We start from the raw sequence: 21,328 nt of genomic DNA, 5'->3' as shown, positions 1-21,328 counted from the left end.
AGTGTGAGGATTTCGGGCGGGCGGCGTCCAAGTACTCGGCGGCCCCGCGACGGGTCCGCACCGGGCGAGGTCGAGGAGGCCTGCCATGACCGACACGTCCAGCAGTTTCCCGCGGCGCGACGGGCCCCCTGCGAACGGTCCGGAAAGCGACGCCGGCGCGGACCGCCCGCCCGAGGAGCGGGGGAGGACGACCATCGCGGACGGCGTCGTGGAGAAGCTCGCGGGCACCGCCGCACGGGACGTTCCAGGGGTCCACGCTCTGGGAGCCGGGATGTCCCGGACCCTGGGCGCGGTACGTGAGCGCGTGCCGGGCGGGGGACGGGCGAGCGTCAGGGGCGGGGTGAAGGTGGAGGTGGGCGAGCGCCAGGCCGCCGTCGACCTCGTCGTGGTCGTCGAGTACGGCGTCCCCATCACCGAGATGGCGGGCGACGTGCGCGTCAGTGTCATCTCCGCGGTCGAGCGCCTGACCGGCCTGGAGGTCGTGGAGGTGAACATCGCCGTCGACGACGTCCACCTCCCCGAGGACGAGGACGACACGGAGAGCCGTGTCACCTGACCAGCGGCCGCCCGACCCAGCACCGTCGCCGGGACGCTGCCGCGTGATGCGGGCGACCCGGGTGGCACCGAAGAAGGAGCATGTGAGATGAGCACAGCCGCACTCGGTCTGCTCGCGGGAATGGCGCTGGGATTCGCCGGATACTTCGGCGGGTTCTGGGCCTTCCTCCTGGTCCTCGTCCTCGGCGTGGTCGGCCTCGTCGTCGGGCGCCTCCTGGAGGGCGACGTCGATGTCAGGGACTGGCGCCGGACCCGGTCCGAGGACCGGCACCGATGACCCCGCGGCCCGTCACGCCGCGCGAGCGCGGTGCCACCGTCATCCCGGACCGCGTGGTGGCCAGGATCGCCGCGCGGGCCGGCCGGGAGGCCCTCTCGGCGCGGCCGAACCGCCCGGCCCGGCCCGCACCGCCGGACCCCGGCGCCTCGGCCCACGTCCATGGCAGCACGGCCCGCATCAGGCTGGCCGTCGAGCTGCCCTATCCGACCGACCTTGCCGCAGCCGCCCGCGAGCTTCAGCGCCAAGTGACACAGCGCGTGGGCCGCCTGACCGGACTTGAGATCACCGAGGTCACCCTCGCGATCCGCCGACTCCTGCCGGAGGGCAGCAACGGCCGCGTCGGCTGACCCGCACCCCACGCGATCGCCCCACGCGATCCCCGTCATCGAGCCCCTCCCGGCGACCACCGCCGGGACGAGTCACCCCCGCCGCCCCGCCACCAGATCCCAGGGAGAGCCGGCATGACACACCAGACCCCGGCCGTCTCCGACCCGGACCCGGAAGCTCCCACGCCAGGTTACCCGCCCGTCAACGCGCCGTCGGGCAGGACCACGGCCGGGCCCGACCACGGCCGGGCGCGAAGCGGCCGCGCAGCCCCGCGCTGGTGGTCCGAACGGAGGGTTCCCGCCGCGGCGGCAGCCCTCGTCGTCCTGGTGGCCGGCGCGCTACTGCTGTTCGACGTCGCCCGCGTACGGACCGGCCACACCGCCGCCGCCTGGCGCAAAACCCTCGCCGACGAACTCGCCACCCGACCGATCGACGACCCCTGGGTGATCACCGGGGCGGCCGTGGCAGCCGCCCTAGGCCTGTTGCTGCTCGTCCTGGCACTCACTCCCGGCCGTCGGCACCTCCTACCCATGGCAGCCGCCGACGACCCCGACGCCCCGCGGGCCGCACTCGACCGCGACGGCGCCGCGCGACTGCTGCGCGACGCCGCCCTACGGGTGCCGGGCGTCTCCCACGCCGGCATCAGGGTGCGCCGGCGCCGGATCGACGCCCGCGCGCAGGTCGCCTTCCGCGACCTGGACACGGTGCGCACCGAGGTCACCGAAGCGCTGACAGCGCAGCTTGACGCCCTCGCCCTCGCACGGATACCCCGGCTCACGGTCCGGGCCCGCCGTCACGGGCCCTGACCGCGCTCCCGCAGCGACACGGACCCCGGGCCCACCGCCACAGGAGACGACCTGATGAACTCCCACTCCGTCCTCAACCGGACCCTGCTGACCGTGGCCGGCCTCGTCCTGCTCGGCGGCGGCCTGCTCGCGCTCACCGGCGCCCTGGACCTCTACCGGAAATGGAACCTCGATCCACCCGCCGACTGGCCCCTGACCAGCCCGCACGACACCCTCGTCCCCGTCCAGGACCGCAGCCGCTGGACGGACGAGGGCTGGTGGTGGCCCACCGTCATCGCCGCCCTGACCATCCTCACGGCCCTGGCCCTGTGGTGGCTCCTGGCACAACTGCGCCACCGGCGTCCAGGGCCTCTCCCGGTCGGCAACCCGCCCTGCGACGGAGTCGAACTGCACGACAGCGCCCTCGCCGACGCCCTCGCCGCCGACACGGCCCGGCTCCCCGGCGTCCACGAAGCGCACGCGAACCTGATCGGTCACGCCCACCACCTCCACGCCACCGTGGACCTCACCCTCGAAGCGGACGCCCGCCCCCGCGACGTACTCCAGGCCCTGGAAATCACCCTGCACCGCGCCCTACAGAGCACCGGATGGGAGCAACTCCCCACCCGGGCCACGCTGCGCGTCTCCCCGCACCGTCCCCACCGCGCCGAGTGACCCGCTCCCGGCGGGGTGGCAGCCACCCGAGCGGCGGGGGACGCGAGATGTCCGACCACGGTCGGTGCGATGGCAAGGACGTCGCGGGCGAGGTCGACCAGGCGTCCGGTACAGCCGCCGCCCGCCCACGACCCACCGGCGGGAGACACTGCGCTCCTGAGGCGTGCGGGCGGGACGTTGCCGGTGGCCTGCTGGCCCTGTTCGGCGGGTGGTGGGTGCTGTTGTGTGCGGCGCAAGATGGAAGGCGCGGCTCACCGCGGGCCGGGCGCCGGCCGCCCGGTCACGAAGGCGGGGCGCCCTGTTTCGTCGTCGCGGTCCGGTCCGACTGGACCGCTTGGCTGCCCGCAGCGGTTTGCGACGGGCGTGGGTGGGAACACGGCGGGACGGTGCGCTGGACCGCGAGATGCGGAAGGAGCGACCTGGTGACCGAGGACGAGAACTCCCCACGGCACACCCGTCCGGCCGGGATGGACGACGCGACGGTGGAGGCGTTGAGCCTGCTGTCGCAGGCGCTGGAGACGACGCAGCGGGCGCGGGGGCGCTTGTACGACTTCCACCAGCTGACGGGCGGCGCGGACAGGCTGGTGGGTGAGGCGGTCCGGGCGCTGCGGGCGGCCGGGCACGCCAGGCAGGCCGACCTGGTGGAGCGCGGCCTGCAGGGCGCCGACGTGCTGCCGGGGATGTGGACGTTCCAGGTGGTGGAGGCCTACGACGAGGGATACCACCGCCGGTTCACCGAGGTGGAACGCTCGGTGCGCCAGGCTCTGGCTGACGGGCGGGACCACATCGCCGAGGCCGAGATGAAGCAGCGCCGCGAGACCCACTGACCACCGGAGGCCGGATCGGCCCCAGGGACCGTGCTCGCCCGGCGCTGCGGGCGATCGCGGCGCACCGGACGTCTGCGGACTTGCGGGCGCGACGGCGCAGTCAGGCTCTCCGTGCCCCGGGTGCGTTCACCGGGGCTACTGGCCAGACTGGAATTTACGGCGTGCGGCACCACCGATCGCCGATGCTGCCTGCTTGTGCGGACTGCTCCGTGGCCGATCGGGTGCGGGTGGTGACGGGACAGCATGACGTGCTACGCCGAGGTGGAGGGGCCTGGGCCGGCGCGTTCGCCTGCTGCCCGCGGGGAGCCTCGGTTTCGGGGCGGGAGTGGTGTCCGGGCGTCCCCTCCGAGCGTGACCCCGCGCCATATGTGCCCCTCCGACGAGGTGCCTGGCCCGGCAGGGGGACGGGGAGAAGGGATGACGTCATGAACAACACCACCAAGGTTGCTCTGGTGGCTGCGACCGTCGGCGGATACGTACTCGGACGCCTGAAGAGGGGGCGGCTCGCCTTCGCCGTCGCGACCTACATCGCCGGGCGGCGGTTTGGGCTCGACCCGCGGCAGCTCGCCACAGAGGGGCTCCGAAAGCTGGGTGACGTGCCCCAGGTTGCGGAGCTCAGCGAGCAGGTCAAGGGGGACTTCCTGGAGACGGGCAAAACGGCTTTGGCCGCTGTGGCCAACCGTCGAGTCGGTGAGCTCGCGGACTCCCTGCACGAGCGCACTCTGAACATCGGCAAGCCGAAGGACGAGGAGGTGCCCGAAGAGGAGGAGCCCGAAGAGGAGGAGCCGACGGACGAGGAGCCCGCGGAGGAGGGGCCGGGGGCCGAAGAAGAGGAGCCGGAGTCCGAGGAGGAGCCTGACGACGAGGAGCGGTGGGAGGAGGTGGGCAGGTCCACGAAGAGGGGGGCCGCCAGGAAGTCGACCGTGGTGGCCAAGAAGGCGCCGGGGCAGAGCACCTCTCCCGCGAAGCGGGCACCGGCCCGGAAGACGTCGACGTCGACCCCGAGGGCGGCCGCCGCGGAGAAGGCCCCGGTCAAGAAGAGCTCGGCGAAGAAGAGTGTCGCGAAGAAGACCGCCAGCGGCACGTCCTCCACCCGTACCCGCAGGAGGTAGGTCATGGCCACGACCGACCGTGGGTCGACCGGGACATCGGGTTTCGACAAGCGATGGGAGGAGGCTCCGGTCCGGGCCACGTGAAGGATCGCATCCACGATCCGTCCCCGCGGGTGCTTCTCCCGCCGCCCGCCCTTCGGGCCCACCCTGGCCGGTGGCACCAAGGACTCCACCAGCGCCCACCGGTCGTCGGTTCGTCGGTCAGGCCGACGGATACCCATCCCCAGAATCACGCACGCAGGGCTCGACGCCCCCTCCCGCTCCAGGGCGCGGCAGCTCTCGAACGCGGTCCGACACCCCCTTCCCGCCGACCCGCCGATGTGAAGTGGACAGGTCCCAACGAGGCACGAAATCAGCCGGTCGGTCGCCTGTCATCCTGCACGCATACTTTCGGCCGGCCGGGGGAGCAGAGCGGCGCGCCCCACCGTGTTCCCCATCTCAGCACAGCGAGGAGAGTGACCCTCATGACCGTTCAGGACGTGGCACCGAGCACCGCCCCCGCCGATCGCATCACCGGGGAAGCTCCCGTTGCCCTGCCGCCGGTCCCGCCGAGGGCCGAAAATCTTCGCGAGGTCGCGCCTGCCGACGCCCGGGCCCTGTCCAGGGACCTCTTCCTGCGGCTGCGGGACCTGGAGGAGGGCACCCGGCAGTACTCCTACGTCCGCGGCACCCTCATCGAACTCAACCTGGCCCTGGTGAAGTTCGCCGCCCGCCGCTTCAGCCACCGCAGCGAACCGATGGACGACATCATCCAGGTCGGCACCGTCGGCCTGATCAAGGCCATCGACCGCTTCGACCCCACCCTGGACTACGAGTTCTCCACCTTCGCCCTGCCCACCATCACCGGTGAGATCAAGCGCTACTTCCGCGACACTTCCTGGATGGTCCACGTGCCGCGCCGTATGCAGGAGTTGCGAGTCACCCTGGCCAAGGCTCGTGACGACCTCCAGCAGACCCTCGACCGCACCCCTACGCCCCGGCAGATCGCGCAGCACCTGTCGATGGACGAGCAGGACGTCATCGAGGGCCTGAAGGCCGCCGAGGCGTACAGCACGCACTCGCTGGACATGGCCGGTGGCGAGGAGGATGCCGAGGGCAGCATCGCCGCCCGGTTCGCCGTGGAGGAGAAGGGCTTCGAGGCGGTCCTGGACCTGGAGAGCCTCAAGCCGCTCGTCGCTGCCCTCCCCGAGCGCGAGCGCTCGATCCTCGCCATGCGCTTCGGTGCCGAGATGACCCAGTCCCAGATCGGGGAGCGCCTCGGGGTGTCCCAGATGCACGTCTCGCGCATCCTCAACCGCACCCTGAGCCGGCTGCGGGCAGCCCTGCTCACCGAGCAGTAGGCCAGCGGAGCGGGGTTCGCTACCAGGGCAGTACGGCGTGAATCTCTTTACCACCGGGGTACGGAACGACGCGAATGTCTGTGGCGAGGCGTTGGATGATCGTGGTCCAGCCGAAGCCACCAGTGCCGCCCACGAGGTCGGGGGTGCGCGGTGCGGGCCGGGCGGTGCTGGTGTCGCGCACCGTGATGCGCACGATGCCGGTTCCGGCGTTCAAGGCGAGTACGACCGGACCGGGAGCGTGGCGTACCGCGTTGGTCACCAGCTCGGAGACGACCAGCAGCACCTCGCCGACCGCCTCGTCCCGGCGAGCGGGGGCGAGGGTGGCGAGAAAGGCGGCAGCGTTCTCGCGGGCATGGACACAGGTGCCTGACCCGCCGTCGAACGCCACGCACAGCAGCGCCTGTACGCCGCTGCCGGCACTGCTCTCCACGCGCTCCTCCTTCACCTCCGACCTTCCCGCAAATCCTCTGCGGCCGGCGCCACCCCGAGCGGACATCCTCCCATCCGCCTCGCATCCCACGTCACCCGGGAGCGAGAAGCCGTGGACCGGCGGAAATCGCCGGGGAACAGGCAGTTTCTGTCGGATGACGATCACGCCGTTCGCTGGGGACTGCGGCAGGCGCCGGCGGGTGGACCGACCGTTCGTGCCAAGATGCCGCGGCACATCGTCGTACCCGGGAGGTCGGCGACGGCGTGTCCTGCGGATTCGTTTCCGAGCGGCCACGGCCCCTTGACCTCCGTACCGCCCGCCGGACCCGCCTTGCCACCCTGGCGGGCCAGGCAGTGGACGGCTACAGGCCTGTGGCGGTCTCCGGGACGGCTTCCGCGTCGAGGTCCTGCGCGGCCGGACCGGTGAGGTGTTCGAGGGTCTGGGTGAGGTTGAGCACGCGTTCCAGCACATCGGGGCGGTTGTCCAGGTGCAGGGCGGAACCAGCCGCTGTGGTGTGGCGGTGGACCATCAGCAGTGTCGACAGACCCGTCGAGTCGATCCACGTGAGACCGGCGAAGTCCAGCCGGACCTCGGGCGGTGGCGGCCGGCGGACGAGGTGCGTCGCGACGGCGTCCAGGAGTTCCGGACCGGTGTCGTAGTCCAGCTCGCCGGTGATGCGGACGACGAGCGCCCCGGCCTGGGGGTCGATGTCGATGAACGGTGTGGGCGAAGTCATGCGTGTGAACCTGGTTCGGGGGCGGAAGGGGTCGCGGGGCCGGTGAGACGGGCGCTCGCCCCGCGGAGCAGGGCGGTGGCGCGGGGGAAGTCGCGCAACTGCTCGGCGAGGACGGCCAGGCCCGTCGTCAGTGAGTGGGCGGGCACGGCTCGTGCGCGGAGGATGTCCGCCGTCCACGTCACGAAGGTCGTGAACAGGTCGGGGTCGTCGACGTACAGGGCGGTGGTGAGGAAGTCGACGATGTGGGCGAGGTCCTCCGCGGTGCGTTCGCGCTGTTCGTCGCTGTAGGAGCGCATCGCGGGGAAACGGTCCTCCAGATCGACGAGAGTCTGTTTCACCAGTTGAGCGCGGGAGCGGCCGACCATGGTGTATTCCTGGTCGGACAGGTGGGGCAGATCGTCCACCGCGTGTCGGGCGGCGGTCGGATCGGGCCTGGGCAGTCCGGCGTCGAGCGCGGATGCGGCGTCTCGAGCGTTGGCCGCCCATCGGGTCGCTCCGAAGGCGCGGGCGTAGCGCCCGTCCGCGCCGAACGCCCGCCCGCCCACCAGGACGGGTATCCCCACGGCCTGGCAGGCGGCGATCGCGGCGTGCGCGGTGGGCAGGTGCGTGGGCAGGGAACTGGACAGCAGCACCGCGTGCGGGTTGGTCGCGTGCAGGTGGGCGATCAGGTGCGAGGTCGGGGTCTGGGCACCCAGGTAATCGACCTGCCAGCCGCGCAGTCGCAGGACTTCGGCGACCAGACGGGCGGGCAGAGCGTGCCACTCGCCGTCCACGCAGCTGACGGTGATCCGACCGCGGCCGCTGTCCGCGGTCACCCGGTGGCGATGGACGGTGGCCGCGATCGCCCGCTCGTTGATGGCGGTCGCGGCGTGCTCCTGGGCCACGGACATCCGGTTCGCGGCCCACGCGGCGCCCACCCTCTCCTGGACGGCCCCGATCACCTCCAGCAACATCGTCTCCCTGTCATGGCCCGCGACGAGGGCGTCCTCGATCACGTCCACGGCAGCGTGCTCGTCACCGCCCGACACGGCCACCCACAACCTGTCAGCCAACTCGGCGACCCGAGCGCTGCCACTGCTGCTCATGTGGTCCTCCCGCCGCGCCCGTCCACGATCCTCAGCGGTCCGCCCCGCGGTGCGCCGATGGCGAGAGTCGCCATGTCGTCGTGCCGCCCTCGGCCCAGCCACTGGGAAGCCAGCATCTGCACCCGCTCCGTGATCGCCTGCGCGGGCATTCCCGCGCACTCCTCCAGGGCCCGCTTCAGGCGTCGCTCACCGAAGAACTCGCCACCGGTCGGTCCACCGCGAGCCTCGGTGATGCCGTCGGTGTAGAGCAGGCACGTCTCGCCGGGAGCCAGGACGGTCGTGACCGTGCGGGAGGTCACCTTCGGCAGTGCCCCGACCAACTGGCCGGATGTGGCGGCTTCCTCCACCTGGCCGCTGTTGCGGACGATCAGCGGACGCATGTGGCCGGCGCTTGTCAGCCTCAGGTCCACCTGCCCGGCCCGTCGCCGGGCGGACACGAGAATCAGCGTCGCGAACCGGGCATGGTGGGAGGTGAGCAGGGCGCCGTTCAGCAGGCCGAGCACCTGCTGGTGGTCGCCCGACAGGGGGAGCAGGGCGTGCAGGACGCTGCGGATCTTGCCGGTGAGTGCGGCAGCCTCCAGTCCTTTGCCCGCGACGTCGCCGAGGACCGCGAACGTCTCCTGGTCGGGCTCCGCGCCGGGGTGGACGTCGTAGAAGTCTCCGCCCACGCGTTCGTGGTCGTTGGCGGCCCGGTAGCTGCCGGCGTATTCGACGCCGTGCACGCGCTCCAGCGTGGGCGGCAGGAGGTCGCGCATCAGCACGGTGGTGAGGGCGGCCTGCTCGCTGTAGAGGCGGGCCGCGGACAGGGCGGCGCCCGCGCGGGCGGCGAACAGCCGGGCGAAGACCTCCTCGCGGTCGGTGAAGGCGCGGTGAGCATCGGCCCGGAGCAGGACGAGCACGCCGGCGGGGACGCCGTGACCGGGCAGGGGGGTGACGATCACCGATCCGATGGGACCGGTGAAGCCGGGCGGGATCGCCCAGTCGGGGATCTCGTCGGGGCTGATCCAGCGGGTGGGCACCGGTGGGTAACCCTGAAGGGCCTCCGCCAGGCCGGGCACGGTGGCCGGGTCGATCCGGGCCATGCTCTGCGTGACCGGGCCGCTGCCCTGTGCGTAGGTCAGGGGGTAGCGGTACCCGTGGGCGGGGCCGACGATGACGGCCGCATCCGCGAGGTGGTCGGCAGCCATCCGGGCGGTCACCTCCGTGCAGCGTTCGACATTCAGTGAGGACAGCAGCGCGCTGGAAATCTGCGCCAGCAGACCGGTACGGTCCCGCTCAGTTCTCAGCGCCTCCTCCGCCACGCGCAGATCGGTGATCTCCATCAGCCACCACAACACCTGTGCCCCTCGGTCACGGGTGGGGTGCGCCTCGAAGGTGCGGTGGTGCACCGCACCCGAAGGTGCGGGAAGTGCGGGGGAACCGCCGGCGGCTCCCCCCTGACGACGATGCGCCTGGACGAGCCAGTCGGGCACGGCAAGATCCGCCAGCACGTCGCCCACCGCGTGGTTGAACAGCGCGCGGGCCGACTCGTTCGCCTCCAGCACGACGCCCGCGGCGTCCATCACCAGTGCCGGGTAGGGCGCGTGCCGCCACGCCCTCGTGACAAGGTCGGCGTTCGCTCGCTCAGGGGCGGCAGGGCCATGGGAAAGACTCATAGGCGCGGGAGCGCAACGAGCGCCCCCCACTCCTCTTCTACAGCTCGAAAATGTTGCATCACGGCAACCGTCTCGCATCATCCACGACAAACGCAACCTGGGCCCCGATCCCCGCACAACCCCAGCACATGTCCGAGGCGGCGATGCAGCGTACACACACTGCTACCGTGCGGCCACGGGTAGTAGCCGCCGCTGCCTGCCGACCCCTCGCCCGCTCCCCGCCCGCACCCGGTCCCGGACCGATCGACCGGGAATCTCCGCGTCAGGTCCTTGCCTTGAGGAGCCGACCGAAACCGCCGGCCCCGCCGGCCGGCGCGAGCTCCGGGGTGGAGAACGGGCGGCCGCTCCGCGGCGGACGTGCTCCCGCTCATCGGTCACCTGGTGGAGCGCCGCACGGAGAATCGGCGACCGGGCCGCTGTACCTGTGCACCTGTTGTCCGGCTGGACCTTGCGTCGCCGACGGCAGCAGATCGTCCCCGTGGGCCCCGCGGCAGGGCGCAGACAGCAGGTCGCTCAGGCCGACCGTGCGGCCGAAGTCTCACCCGCCGGCGGGGTCGCAGCCCGACGGAAGGCCGTCAGGCCGGTCATCAGCGCACGGCGGTCGGCCGCGGGCATGGCATCGAGGACCTCGGCGAGCGCCTGTTCCCGAGCCGAGCGCAGCTGGGCCAGAAAGTCCCGCCCGGCAGGTGTCAGGTGCAACTGGAGCTCGCGCCGACTGGTCGTACTGGCGGAGCGCCGGACGAGTCCGATCGCCTCCAGGCGGTCACACAGCCGGCTGACCGACGAAGGGAGCGATGCGAGGGTGTCGGTGAGCGAACGGAGGTTGATGCCCTCGTTGTCCGCCAGAACATAGAGCAACCGTAGCTGGGACACCGACACCGGGGCCGTGGCCAGGTCCCGGCCCCGACCCCAGAGGACCTCCAAAAGCTCCACCACGGACGACGCGGTGGCCGCATGTTCGGCACGGCCCGGGAACGGGGAGACGGGGTCCATAAGGTCCATGCTGGCATCCCGGTCCCCTCACTGGACAACCGGTCCGCCGAATCGGCCCTCTTTCGCAGGGAAAAGGAGAACAACGGTGACAGCCGACCTGTACGCGGTCGAGCGCGCGCTGCGCACCGCCGCCCCGTACGCGCTGCTGGACACGGCACGCGACATCCTCGGACGCCGCTACGGCGTGCGCGCGGTCGAGCTGCTGCTGGCCGACTACAGCCTGACCGTGCTGCAACGGGTGACCGACCTGCCGCACACGGCCGAGCCGCTGCCCGCGCACGCCGGGGCACCCGGCAGGGCCTTCGGCTCCCAGCAGGCGTTCACCGAGCCCGGCCCTGAGGGCGGTGCGGTGGTGCACCTGCCGGTCACCGTCCGGGGCGACCGGCTCGGTGTGCTGAGCATCGAAGTGGATCGCGCCGACCTCACACCGCAGCGGCAGGCGGAACTGGGCGAGGTCGCCGAGATGCTCGGCCACCAGATCGTCGTCGCGGACCGCGACACCGACCTCTATCTCCGGGCCCGCCGCAAGGACCGCCTCACGCTGGCCGCCGAGATGCAGTGGCAACTGCTGCCGGCCCGTGCCTGCACCCGGGAGGAGTACGCCATCGGCGCCCAACTGGAGCCCGCCTACGCCATCCACGGCGACAACTTCGACTGGTCGGCCACCGAGGACCGCCTCACCCTGACCATCACCAACGGTATGGGTGAGGGCATTGACGCCTCGCTCCTCACCAATCTCGCGATCAACGCGTTGCGCAACGCGCGGCGAGCGGGCGTCGACATCGCGGACCAGGCGGCGCTGGCCGATCAGGCCGTCTACGGCCAGCACAGGGGCGAGGCCCACGTCTCCGTCCTTCTGCTTGAGTTCCACCTGGACACCGGCCTGGTGGAGATCGTCGACGCGGGCTCCCCGCAGTTGCTGCGGCTGCGGGACGGTGCCGTCCGGCACATCCCGTTCGAGGCGCAGCTGCCGCTCGGCCTTGCCGACGACACCCCCTACGAGCCCCAGCAGACCCGGGTGCAGCGTGGCGACCGGCTGATCTTCGTCAGCGACGGTGTGTACGCCGTCGCCTCGAAAGCGGGCGAGACCTACGGCACCGCGGCGCTGGCCCGCGCTGTCCTGGCGACCCGGCTGCTGCCGGCGGCCGAGGTGCCCCGCGCGATCCTGACCGAACTCGCCGCCCACCGCGACGAGGACCCCCAGGACGACGCGCTCGTCGTGTGCCTGGATTGGTTCGGCCGCCACCCGGCTCCGGCCGACGCCACGCCCTCCTGATCCCGCGGCGGCCTGTCATCCACCCCGGCCCCGGCGCAGGCCCTTCCGGAGGCTCGGCTCCGCACGGTCGACGCGTCGGCGGATGCGGACTCAGCGGTAGCGCTGGACGAGCGCGTTGCCGATCGAGGCCAGGTGGGCTCGCACGTTCGGAGGGCCGGTCACCTCCAGCCATTCCACGAGCCCGGCGAGCTCACCGGCGAGGGTGTACTCGTCGCGGCCGCGGATGACGACCTCGATGCGGCCGTCGGTCCTGGTGCCGCCCACTTCGAGGCGATCGCCGAGCCCGATCCGGAGTATGCCGATGCCGTGGGGTGTGCAGAGCGCCTGGATCTCCAGGGGCGTTCGCCTGCGTTCGACCTCGTCGGCGATCTCGCGCCAGCTCCCGGCGAGGTCGAAGTCCTCGGGCCGGTTCACCGGATCGTCGGTCGGGTCGGCGGACGACACGCGGTCGATCCGGAAGGTCCGCCGACCGGCCCCGGTACGGGTGACGAGGTACCACGACGGGCCTTTGGCGACGATGCCCAGCGGGTGGACGGTTCTCGTCGTTTCGGTGCCTTTGCCGTCGATGTAGCCGAGCCGCACCTGGACGCCGCGGATCACCGCGTCCTGGAGTTCGTCGAGGAAGCGGGGCGGTCGGGGCTCGGCCCGGTTCGCCCCCCATTGTCGCGGGTCCGTCACCAGTGACGACGCCGCCGCCTCGGCCTGCAGGCGGAACGGCTCCGGCAGGGCATGGACGAGCTTGCGCAGAGCCGCTTTCACGGCTGGTGTCGCGGCCGAGGCCGGGCCGGCGACCAGGAACAGGGCGCGGGCCTCACCCGCGGTCAGCCCCGAAAGGTCGGTGCGGGCACCGCCCACCAGGCGCCAGCCGCCGCCTCGGCCTTGCGTGGAGTACACGGGCACCCCGGCCATGGCCAGGGCGTCGAGGTCGCGGCGGGCGGTGCGCTCGGAGACCTCCAGCTCCCGGGCGACCTCCGCCGCCGTCACCTGCTCGCGCCGTTGCAGCAACAGGAGGATGGCCACCAGCCGGTCGGTTCGCACGCCGAAAAACTCTCACACAAACCGGTCATGAGGTGACCGGTTTCGGGCGGCAGGATGGCGACATGACCTCAACCGATTTCCCCGAGCCCACTCTCGTTCCGGTCAACGGTGTGGAACTCGAAGTCTTCGAAGCGGGACGGGAGAACGCGGGAAAGCCCATCGTGCTCTGCCACGGCTGGCCGGAGCACGCCTTCTCCTGGCGTCACCAGATGCCCGCCCTCGCCGCGGCCGGCTACCACGTCATCGCCCCGAACCAGCGGGGTTACGGCCGCTCGTCCCGCCCGGCCGAAGTGACGGACTACGACATCGCACACCTGTCGGGCGACCTGGTCGCGCTCCTCGACCACTACGGCTACGAAGACGCCACCTTCGTCGGCCATGACTGGGGCGCCTTCGTCGTCTGGGGCCTGACACTGCTGCACCCCCACCGGGTGAACAAGGTGATCAACCTGAGCCTGCCCTACCAGGAGCGCGGAGAGAAACCCTGGATCGAGGTCATGGAAGCCGTGCTCGGCGGCGACTTCTACTTCGTCCACTTCAATCGGCAGCCGGGCGTCGCGGACGCCGTCCTCGACGACAACACCTTCCAGTTCCTCCGCAACCTGTACCGGAAGAACGAGCCCCCCGCGGAGCCCCAGCCGGGCATGGCGCTGATCAATCTCGCCAGAGCGGAATCACCACGCGGAGAGCCCGTCATGAGCGACAGCGAACTGGCCGTCCTCGTCTCCGCCTTCGAAACGTCCGGGTTCACCGGCACCATCAACTGGTACAGGAACCTCGACCGCAACTGGCACCTGCTGGCGGACGCGGACCCGGTCGTCCACCAGCCCACCCTCATGATCTACGGCGACCGGGACCTGGTCGCGAGGTCCGAGAACCTGGCCGAGTTCGTACCCGACGTGCAAGTGGTCAGCCTGGACTGCGGCCACTGGATCCAGCAGGAGGAACCCGAGGAAACGAACCGAGTGATCACGAAATGGCTGGCACATCAGGACCGGTCGAGCGGGCGGACAGGCTGACTCGGTCCTCTCCGCACAGGCCGCTCCGGTTGGCCTCACCCAGGCCTGCGACTAGGTTCTGTCCGGCGGATCATGTGATCGCCTCGCGTGGACCATTGTGTTGGTCGTGGGGCGGGGCGATTTTATGAACGATGAGTGGGCGCAACTGGCACCGCATCTGCCGAAGGCCGGTCGCCGCGGCGGACGTTGGACTGATCACCGGACGGTGATCAACGGGATCCTGTTCCGGATCCGCACGGGTGTCCCGTGGCGGGACCTGCCGGAGCGGTTCGGGAGCTGGAAGACCGTGTACGAGCGCCACCGCAGGTGGTCGGCGGACGGCACCTGGGAAAGGATCCTCCAGGCCGTCCAGGCCGAGGCCGACTCTCAGGGGCGCATCGACTGGAGCATGGTGAGTGTGGACTCCACCTCGTGCCGGGCCCACCAGCACGCTGCCGGTGCACCGCGCAGAACACCCCGGATCCCGAAGCGGAGATCAACGCCCCGGCAGCACCGCCCCGACGAGGGAATCGGCCGGTCCCGTGGCGGCCTGACCTCCAAGATCCACCTCGCCGGGGAAGGCGGCCGCCGTCCACTGGCCATGCTGATCACGCCCGGTCAGTGGGGCGACAGCCCTCAGTTGATCCCGGTCCTGGAGCGCATCAGGGTCAGGCGCCACGGCGGCGGGCATCCGCGCACCCGCCCCGACCACCTCGGCGGCGACAAGGCCTACAGCTCCCGCCGAAATCGCCGCTACCTGCGCAGACGCCAGATCAAGCACACCATCCCGGAGCCGAAGGACCAGCGGGCCAACCGCCGGCGGCGCGGCAGCCGAGGAGGCCGGCCCGCGGGCTTCGACAAGGAGATGTACAAGCGCCGGAACGAGGTCGAGCGGACGATCAACCGACTCAAGCACTTCAGGGCCGTCGCGACGCGGTATGACAAGCGCGCCTACGTCTTTCACGGCACCGTCACCGTCGCGTCGATACGCCTCTGGCTCAGACCGTGATCAGCCCGCCTCCAGAGCGTCGGCCCGATTCTTGAGGTCCTCTGCGATGTCGTCCCAGTCCGGGCCGTGCATCGACAGGTTCAGAGCCGCCTCCCGTATCAGCACCGGCTCGTTCGGCCGCTGCAGGAGCAGCAGCCGGTAGGCAAGGTTGCGTACCCAGACCGGCAGATGGCCGTCGACCACCTGCGGACACAGCTCTCGCATCATGGCCAGAATCGCATCCGCATCAGCGAACGTCAGCTCCTCGACAAAGTAGAACTCGCGGTGCTCCAGAACACACTCCGGTCTGGGACGGTACTCGTCGCCGTAAAGACATCGGGCGTGCTCCGTCAGGGTGCTGTGCATGACCTGGAGCCTACGACGCCATGATCCGCCGGACAGAACCTAGGGCGAGCAGCACGAACACCGTGCACAGGTCGTAGCTGGACGGGACGACGTCGGCCGGGACGTGGGTCGGCCGCACCTGCTCGCCGGGTCCCGGTCCCAGGCCAGGTCCGGATCCCGTCTGCCGTGGTGGCTGCGACGTCGACCCTCGCACGGGACTCGCGCAAGTGCCGTACCGGTACGAGCAACTCGTCCTGCTCGACCCCGTGGTCGGTGACGACGGCCGGCACGCGGCGGCCGGTCTTCGCAGTGCCGTTCACCATGTCTTCCTTTGCCGTGTCCGTACCGAGGGGGCGTGGGTCGGGAATCGGTACGCCATATCGACATCCCGGTAGCCCCTCGCGGCCGCACCGCACCCGGACCTCCGTCGCGGCGGCAGTGGACTTCGAGGCCGGTCACCGTCCGGACCGCCGTCCGGCGGCGGTCCGATCCCGGCGCGCGGCCTCCGCGCCCCCGGGCCCAGTGCCGCGCTGGCGTGCGGCAGCGCGGCGCAGAACGAGCTGCGGCAGCAGGAGCCAGGTGGTGGTGAACCAGAGCAGAACGCACCCGCTGAGTCCCCACGCGACGGCCGGGTCGCCTGTGGCGGTCCGCAGGAGCAGCAGGAGGGCGGCCGTGATCGTCAGCGGCAGGGTGACCAGGCCGACGGAGATGAGCCGGCCTGCGACGTGGATGAGTTCGGGTTTCATGTCGCGGCCGGCGAGAAACCGGTGGAAGGCGACGGGCGCGACGAGCGAGCCGGTGGCGATCGCGCCCAGGACGACCGTGGCCACGTACAGGTTCCTGTCGAAGGTGGCCAACGCGGCGAAGCGGGGCGTGAAAGCGACGCTGATGAGGAAACCGAAGAGGATCTGCGCACCGGTCTGGGACACCCGAACTTCCTGGAGCATCTCGATCCACACGCGGTCGGCGCGTTCCTGGGGCGTCTCGTCACGCCCGTCCGTGCTCCCCGAACGGTCGGAGTCATCGGCCACGGGGCGGCTCGCGCCCCGCACACTCGCGTCCGACGTCATGCGGGATTGCCGGGCTCGAAGTCCGTGACGTCGCGCACGGTGAGATTGGTCAAACTGTCCAACGAGCTGTCCATGGTGTCTCCGGAAAGGGGGAGCGGGGCGAGGCCGTCGGGCGGAACAGTCGCAGCCGGACAGGCCGGCGGCCGCAAGGCCGCACCTCCAGTGGCCTTGGCTCCTGGGGGCGTAGGTCCTGGCCGCCGTCCGAGGGCACCTCACCCGTCGCTGGGGGACGTTGCGCCCCCGTCCCGATCGGCCTGCTCGTGACCGGCTTTCTGGTCGGCGACAGCAGCACCGGCCCGGACGGACCTGACGCCGCGCGGCGACTCCGCCGTGTGCGGTCGGTCGTCCGTGGCGCTGTCGCTCGGCGGGGGCACACCTTCGGATCCCCCTTGCGCAATGTCGTCCATAACTCCTCCTCCTGACACGGTCTCGTCTGCCCGGGGCAGCTGAGGGCAAACGAGCACGGACACCGGGCGGGAACAGGGGCGGCGGCACTGCGGCGGCTGCCGTCCTGCGGGCCGACGCGGTCGTGCCGGGCCTGGTCGACCACTACTGACCCGAACGGGCTCAACGGCTTCCCCGAACCCCGCCGCCTGCGGGTGCGTGTGCCGAACCCTCGGCCTGCGTCCCCTGCGTCCCCTGCGTCCCCTGCGTCCCCTGCGTCCCCTGCGTCCCCTGCGTCCCCCGCGTCCCCTGCGTTGGCCCCGAGCGCTCCGCGCCGTCCCCTGGCGGACGCGGCCGAAGGCCCGTTGGGAAATCCTGATTGCCCGCCCGCCCGCGGGGCAGGCGCGTGGACAGTACGGAATGTCCGAGCTTGTCGACTTCGAAGGAGACCGTTGTGAGCAAGGTGAAGGAGTTCATCGACGTGGACGCCCCCCTGCACGGCGTCTACAACCAGTGGACGCAGTTCGAGGAGTTCCCGCGCTTCATGGACGGCGTGGAGGAGGTCCGGCAGACGGACGACCGGCACTGCCACTGGACCACGAAGGTCGCCGGCGCACGCCGTGAGTTCGACACGGAGATCGTCGATCAGCTCCCCGACCAGCGGATCTCCTGGCGGACGGTGGGAGGCGACGTGCGGCAGATGGGCGTGGTGACGTTCCAGCGCCTCGACGACTCCCGCACCCGGGTGAGCCTGGCCATGGAGTTCGAGCCGCACGGCATGGTGGAGAAGGCCGGCGACATGCTCGGCGTCCTGGACCGGCAGGTCAAGGGCGACCTGAGCCGCTTCAAGGGCTTCATCGAGGAGCAGGGCCGCGCGACCGGAGGCTGGGGCGGTCGCCTGACACCGGAGGGTGCCGGAGCCCCGGTCAGCCCGGCCGGACGGGACGACGCGCCGCCGCGTGAGCAGCCCCAGGCCCGGATGACCGGGGAGGGCGCGCCGCCCCGACCCGTGGGCCCGGACGACATGCGGCGCGGCTGACCAGTGCGTCCCGGCCGGTCACCCGGCCTGACCGCTGACCGGACGTCGGGGCGTGCGACAAGCCTCCCGGCGTCCGGTCGCCGTGTCCCGGCCCTGGGCTAGTCTCCCGCCTCGCGAGCGTGCGGGTGCCCGAGCACGCTGTCGGACAGTCCGGCCAGCAGGGCGGCGGCGTTCTCGTGCACCTCCAGCGCCCCCGCAGCCCGCAGGTCGTGTTCGCTCCATCCGCCCGAGAGGACGGCGATGCACGGCACCCCGGCGGCCGAGGCCGACCGGATGTCCCACAAGGTGTCCCCGACGAAGACGGCTTCAGCCGCTCGGGCACCTGCTTTGTCCAGGGCGGCACGGACCAGATCCGGTGCCGGCTTGCTGGCCTCGACGTCGTCCGCGCTGGTGGCGGCGGTGACCACGTCCTCCGCGTCCAGGGCGCGACGCATCACCCGCAGATCCCGGCCGGAGGCCGAACTCGCCAGGACGACCGTCCAGCCACGTGCGGACACCGCGCGCAGCAAGTCTCCGGCGCCTTCGAAGGCGCGCAGAGACGGCCAGAAGCGGGCGTACAGCGCGCCCTGGGCGGAGCTGATCCCACCGTCCTGCCCACGATCACGTGCCTCACCGAGAACGTTGTCGAGGAGCTGGTCCCCGCCCATCCCGATGGAGGCGTGGATGCGCGCCATCGGCGGCGTGTGACCGTACTGGGCCAAGGCCTCCGCCCAGGCGAGCGTGTGCAGGTAGTTGGTGTCGAGGAGCGTCCCGTCGACATCGAACAAGGCCGTCGGTGCCATGCGGCCGCCTCCCGTCGGGTTTGCTGATCCGGTCCACGACGCTACGGCGCAGCCGCTTGCGGCGCGACCGCGCCCTCAGCCGTCCGGCGCACCGTGCCCAGGTCCAGGTGGCGACGGGTTGTCCTGCCGCAGAGGGGTAGACGCCGGTCGAACCGGCCCGCACCCCGGCGCCCCGCCCAGAACGGGAGTGACCGGACGCCCAGGGCCTGTCGCAGCCGAACAGGAGCAGCACGCCGATGCCCTCGGCCGCTGAGGGCGTCCGGGTGCGTTCCGTAGCCCCGGGCGCGTCCTCTGCGTGCCGGGCCCCGTAGACCACTGAAGGCAAGGCCGACCCCGGAGAGGACAGCCGATGTCTCCTCAGAAACCGGCTCAACCCCTGAGCAGCTACTTGAACGACCACCTCACCGAGCCTTCGCCGGCGCCGCGCCGGCCCGCCGGATGGCCGGTGCCCACGGCGACCCCCGGCGCGCGGCCGAGCTGCGCTCCTTGGCACGGGAAGTGGAGGAGGACCGCGATGCCCTCGTACGGACGATGAACCGGCTGGGCGTGCGCGTCCGCCACTACCGCACCTGGCTGGGCGTTGCCGGGGAGCGGATCGGCCGGCTCAAGCCCAACGGCACCCTGCTCCACCGGGCCCCGCTCTCGGACCTGATCGAACTGGAAGCCATGCGCAGCGGCGTCGAGGGCAAGGCCGCCCTGTGGCAGGCGCTGCGTGCCGTCGCCGTCCGCGACCCGCGGCTGGACCCGGCCGAACTGGACCGACTCGCCCGGCGTGCGATCGACCAGGCTCGCACCCTCAAGGAGTGGTATGGAACGGTCAGTACCGAGGTCCTCGGTACGGACAGCGCGCCGGTAGGCAGGAGTGCGGGCCGCGGGAGCCGGCTGTGACGTCCGCGCCCCGGCATCGCAGTGGCTGACCCCCGTCACGCCACCGGGCTGAGCCGCTCGGCACGGTGGGATGCCCGGCCCGTGCCTGCGACGCTGACCAGCAGCGCCGCAACGGTGCCGGCACTTTCACGCCGGCGGCCAACGGTGGCCTGAAGCGGCGCGGCCCGGCGTCCGTCGTATGCGGTTCCTTGGTAGGCGTCCACCCGGTGGGCGCGGGTCGGCGAGCAGCGGCGTGCCGGCGCCTTCATGGGCCGCCACCGTCCGGGCTACCGGGGGCGGAACCGCGAGGGACTACGGTCGCCAGACCACGGCCAGGTGGGACGCGTACATGGCGCCGCCGTGGAGCAGTTGGACCCCGGCGACGAGACCGGCGTCGTTGACGAACAGGGCGGCCGCGTACTGCTCGCCCCCGGCGAGCGGCAGCACGGTGGGCGTACCGTCGGGGCTCCAGCGCACCGCCTGCTGGTACTCGCGGGCGGGAATACCGCTCCAGGTGTATCCGACGACGGTGGCGGCGGTGTTGATGCCGCTGGGAACGGTGCCCGCTGCGCCGGCGGGCGCCCCGAGCGTCCTGCGCACACCGTCGGGGCGCCAGAGGGCCGCGTCCTGCCGGGCGGTGTCCGGGTCGGCGGGCGGCACGGTGCCCGCGATGTGGCCGAGGCGTTGAGCACCGTGGCACTGGTGCCCGCGCCGAGATCCCGGCGGCTGTGGCCGGCGCCCCAGACCAGGGCGTGCCCGGCGCCGGAGTCGGGATCCGCCGTCCCGCCACCGATCACGGTGCCCACGTCGTTGATGCCGGTGGCGGACGTGTAGCGGTAGGCCGGCGGTGCGCCGAGGGCGGTGACGGCCCCGCCGGGGCTCCAGAGCACCGCGTGCCGGGGGTCGAGGGAACCGGCCCCCGCGGAGTAACCGACCACCGTGCCCGAGCTGTTGACCGTGGTGGCGACGGTGCGGACATCGCCGGCGAGGGCGGCGAGTGCGACCACTGTGCCGTCCGGGCGCCACGCCACGGCGTGCTCCTGTCCCGCGTCGTTCCAGGAGAACCCGACCGCGGTTCCGCCGCGGTTGACCGCGGTGGGCCGGCTGTACAGGTCGCCGGGCAGCGCCGCCAGGGCGGCGGGGGCGGCGCCGGGGGCCCAGCGCACGGCGTGTACGCCGCCCGGCAGGCCGGACTGCCAGGAGAACCCGACCACGGTGCCCGCGTCGTTGAGCGCGACGGTCCTGCCGTAGTGGTCGCCGGGGAGCGGGTCGAGGACGGCGACGGTGTGGTCGTTGTCCCAGCGCACCGCGCGGGGACCGTCACCGGGGCTGCCGGAGGACACGCTCCCGATGACGACGCCGAGCCTGTTGACCCCGGTGGGGTCGCCGTAGGGGGTGCCGGGCGGGGTGGGCAGCACGACGGCCACGGAAGGTGCCGTGCCAGGGCCGGCGGCTGCCGCGCTGGGTACGGCCGGCGCCGCGAGGGCGACGGCGGCCGTGGCGGTGGCCACCGCGACGGCGGCCCGTAACGCGCCGGCGGTGCGGAAGGTCGCTCGGGTGGCTGCGGGTGTGCTCATGACGTTCGGTTCCTGTCTCGTCGACTGTGCGGATCGGCTGGACGGTGACTGGACGGGTCGGCTGGCGCCGGCCCTCATGAACTGCGCACGCTGTGAGGGCCGTTGACGCGACGTACGGCACCGGCCGGCCCTGACCGACGCCCGGTGCGGGCTTCAGTCTCCGCCAC

General features: G+C 71.8%; 23 protein-coding genes and 1 pseudogene. 13 read left to right on the top strand and 11 right to left on the bottom strand.

Annotated features, from left to right (window positions below):
- Positions 1 to 85: 85 nt before the first annotated feature.
- From J2S46_RS03585 to J2S46_RS03555, 7 genes are all read left to right on the top strand, one after another.
- Positions 86 to 556 (top strand): Asp23/Gls24 family envelope stress response protein, encoded by a 471-nt coding sequence (locus J2S46_RS03585; RefSeq protein ID WP_191294803.1) that lies wholly within the window; start codon positions 86 to 88, stop codon positions 554 to 556.
- An 87-nt stretch (positions 557 to 643) separates the two neighbouring features.
- On the top strand, positions 644 to 832 hold the full coding sequence (locus tag J2S46_RS03580; protein ID WP_190208866.1) for a hypothetical protein: 189 nt from the start codon (positions 644 to 646) through the stop codon (positions 830 to 832).
- The gene (locus tag J2S46_RS03575; protein ID WP_191294802.1) at positions 829 to 1,179 is read left to right on the top strand and encodes an Asp23/Gls24 family envelope stress response protein; all 351 of its coding nucleotides are present in this window, start codon (positions 829 to 831) and stop codon (positions 1,177 to 1,179) included. The genes J2S46_RS03580 and J2S46_RS03575 overlap by 4 nt, the downstream gene beginning before the upstream one ends.
- 114 nt (positions 1,180 to 1,293) lie before the next feature.
- Positions 1,294 to 1,965 carry a DUF6286 domain-containing protein gene (locus tag J2S46_RS03570; protein ID WP_191294801.1) on the top strand — a complete coding sequence of 224 codons (672 nt, stop codon included), beginning with the start codon at positions 1,294 to 1,296 and terminating at the stop codon, positions 1,963 to 1,965.
- A 54-nt stretch (positions 1,966 to 2,019) separates the two neighbouring features.
- Positions 2,020 to 2,619: an alkaline shock response membrane anchor protein AmaP gene (locus tag J2S46_RS03565; protein WP_191294800.1), complete on the top strand. Its 600-nt coding sequence runs from the start codon at positions 2,020 to 2,022 to the stop codon at positions 2,617 to 2,619.
- Between the two features lie 467 nt (positions 2,620 to 3,086).
- Positions 3,087 to 3,446, top strand: coding sequence for a hypothetical protein (locus tag J2S46_RS03560; RefSeq protein WP_191294805.1), 360 nt, complete (start codon positions 3,087 to 3,089; stop codon positions 3,444 to 3,446).
- A 425-nt stretch (positions 3,447 to 3,871) separates the two neighbouring features.
- Entirely contained in the window at positions 3,872 to 4,558 is a 687-nt protein-coding gene (locus J2S46_RS03555; protein ID WP_191294799.1) for a histone protein, read from the top strand.
- Positions 4,559 to 4,599: 41 nt separating this feature from the next.
- On the opposite strand, the pseudogene J2S46_RS03550 reads toward J2S46_RS03555, so the two are convergent.
- Positions 4,600 to 4,779: pseudogene (locus J2S46_RS03550) on the bottom strand (transposase); the annotation flags it as partial.
- A 243-nt stretch (positions 4,780 to 5,022) separates the two neighbouring features.
- Here J2S46_RS03550 and J2S46_RS03545 point away from each other — a divergent pair.
- Positions 5,023 to 5,898 (top strand): SigB/SigF/SigG family RNA polymerase sigma factor, encoded by an 876-nt coding sequence (locus tag J2S46_RS03545; RefSeq protein WP_307348613.1) that lies wholly within the window; start codon positions 5,023 to 5,025, stop codon positions 5,896 to 5,898.
- 19 nt (positions 5,899 to 5,917) lie between these two features.
- Here J2S46_RS03545 and J2S46_RS03540 read toward each other — a convergent pair whose 3' ends face one another.
- The 5 genes from J2S46_RS03540 to J2S46_RS03520 form a co-directional block, all read right to left on the bottom strand.
- Positions 5,918 to 6,328, bottom strand: a complete 411-nt coding sequence (locus J2S46_RS03540; RefSeq protein WP_229913422.1) for an ATP-binding protein — start codon at positions 6,326 to 6,328, stop codon at positions 5,918 to 5,920.
- Positions 6,329 to 6,689: 361 nt separating this feature from the next.
- Positions 6,690 to 7,064 (bottom strand): STAS domain-containing protein, encoded by a 375-nt coding sequence (locus J2S46_RS03535; protein ID WP_191294621.1) that lies wholly within the window; start codon positions 7,062 to 7,064, stop codon positions 6,690 to 6,692.
- A complete protein-coding gene (locus tag J2S46_RS03530; protein WP_191294620.1) occupies positions 7,061 to 8,149 on the bottom strand; it encodes a cobalamin B12-binding domain-containing protein in 1,089 nt (362 codons plus the stop codon). Before J2S46_RS03530 ends, J2S46_RS03535 begins: the two co-directional genes overlap by 4 nt.
- Positions 8,146 to 9,711 carry a PP2C family protein-serine/threonine phosphatase gene (locus tag J2S46_RS03525; RefSeq protein ID WP_229913423.1) on the bottom strand — a complete coding sequence of 522 codons (1,566 nt, stop codon included), beginning with the start codon at positions 9,709 to 9,711 and terminating at the stop codon, positions 8,146 to 8,148. The genes J2S46_RS03530 and J2S46_RS03525 overlap by 4 nt, the downstream gene beginning before the upstream one ends.
- 606 nt (positions 9,712 to 10,317) lie before the next feature.
- Positions 10,318 to 10,797, bottom strand: a complete 480-nt coding sequence (locus J2S46_RS03520) for a MarR family winged helix-turn-helix transcriptional regulator (protein WP_191294618.1) — start codon at positions 10,795 to 10,797, stop codon at positions 10,318 to 10,320.
- An 85-nt stretch (positions 10,798 to 10,882) separates the two neighbouring features.
- Here J2S46_RS03520 and J2S46_RS03515 point away from each other — a divergent pair, with 85 nt between their 5' ends.
- Positions 10,883 to 12,073 (top strand): PP2C family protein-serine/threonine phosphatase, encoded by a 1,191-nt coding sequence (locus J2S46_RS03515; protein ID WP_229913421.1) that lies wholly within the window; start codon positions 10,883 to 10,885, stop codon positions 12,071 to 12,073.
- Between the two features lie 90 nt (positions 12,074 to 12,163).
- Here the strand turns inward: J2S46_RS03515 and J2S46_RS03510 are convergent, their stop codons facing one another.
- The gene (locus tag J2S46_RS03510) at positions 12,164 to 13,111 is read right to left on the bottom strand and encodes a helix-turn-helix transcriptional regulator (protein WP_191294616.1); all 948 of its coding nucleotides are present in this window, start codon (positions 13,109 to 13,111) and stop codon (positions 12,164 to 12,166) included.
- A 62-nt stretch (positions 13,112 to 13,173) separates the two neighbouring features.
- Here J2S46_RS03510 and J2S46_RS03505 point away from each other — a divergent pair, with 62 nt between their 5' ends.
- Positions 13,174 to 14,130: an alpha/beta fold hydrolase gene (locus J2S46_RS03505; RefSeq protein WP_191294615.1), complete on the top strand. Its 957-nt coding sequence runs from the start codon at positions 13,174 to 13,176 to the stop codon at positions 14,128 to 14,130.
- A gap of 106 nt (positions 14,131 to 14,236) precedes the next feature.
- Positions 14,237 to 15,118 (top strand): IS5 family transposase, encoded by an 882-nt coding sequence (locus J2S46_RS03500; RefSeq protein WP_191294614.1) that lies wholly within the window; start codon positions 14,237 to 14,239, stop codon positions 15,116 to 15,118.
- On the opposite strand, the gene J2S46_RS03495 is transcribed toward J2S46_RS03500, so the two are convergent.
- Positions 15,119 to 15,463, bottom strand: coding sequence for a hypothetical protein (locus tag J2S46_RS03495; RefSeq protein ID WP_191294613.1), 345 nt, complete (start codon positions 15,461 to 15,463; stop codon positions 15,119 to 15,121).
- 434 nt (positions 15,464 to 15,897) lie between these two features.
- Positions 15,898 to 16,512: a DUF6328 family protein gene (locus J2S46_RS03490; protein ID WP_307348605.1), complete on the bottom strand. Its 615-nt coding sequence runs from the start codon at positions 16,510 to 16,512 to the stop codon at positions 15,898 to 15,900.
- 838 nt (positions 16,513 to 17,350) lie between these two features.
- Here J2S46_RS03490 and J2S46_RS03485 point away from each other — a divergent pair.
- Positions 17,351 to 17,935, top strand: a complete 585-nt coding sequence (locus tag J2S46_RS03485; RefSeq protein ID WP_191294612.1) for an SRPBCC family protein — start codon at positions 17,351 to 17,353, stop codon at positions 17,933 to 17,935.
- A 98-nt stretch (positions 17,936 to 18,033) separates the two neighbouring features.
- On the opposite strand, the gene J2S46_RS03480 is transcribed toward J2S46_RS03485, so the two are convergent.
- Entirely contained in the window at positions 18,034 to 18,717 is a 684-nt protein-coding gene (locus tag J2S46_RS03480; protein WP_191294611.1) for an HAD family hydrolase, read from the bottom strand.
- 486 nt (positions 18,718 to 19,203) lie between these two features.
- On the opposite strand from J2S46_RS03480, the gene J2S46_RS03475 reads away from it, so the two are divergent.
- Positions 19,204 to 19,605, top strand: coding sequence for a hypothetical protein (locus J2S46_RS03475; RefSeq protein WP_191294610.1), 402 nt, complete (start codon positions 19,204 to 19,206; stop codon positions 19,603 to 19,605).
- A gap of 291 nt (positions 19,606 to 19,896) precedes the next feature.
- Here the strand turns inward: J2S46_RS03475 and J2S46_RS03470 are convergent, their stop codons facing one another.
- Positions 19,897 to 20,244, bottom strand: a complete 348-nt coding sequence (locus J2S46_RS03470) for a hypothetical protein (protein WP_191294609.1) — start codon at positions 20,242 to 20,244, stop codon at positions 19,897 to 19,899.
- Positions 20,245 to 21,328 lie beyond the last annotated feature (1,084 nt).

The sequence above is a fragment of the Kitasatospora herbaricolor genome (genome assembly GCF_030813695.1).
GTDB classification, from domain to species: domain Bacteria; phylum Actinomycetota; class Actinomycetes; order Streptomycetales; family Streptomycetaceae; genus Kitasatospora; species Kitasatospora herbaricolor.
Note: the sequence above shows the minus strand (reverse complement) of the source record. Positions and strands in the feature narration are given on the sequence as shown.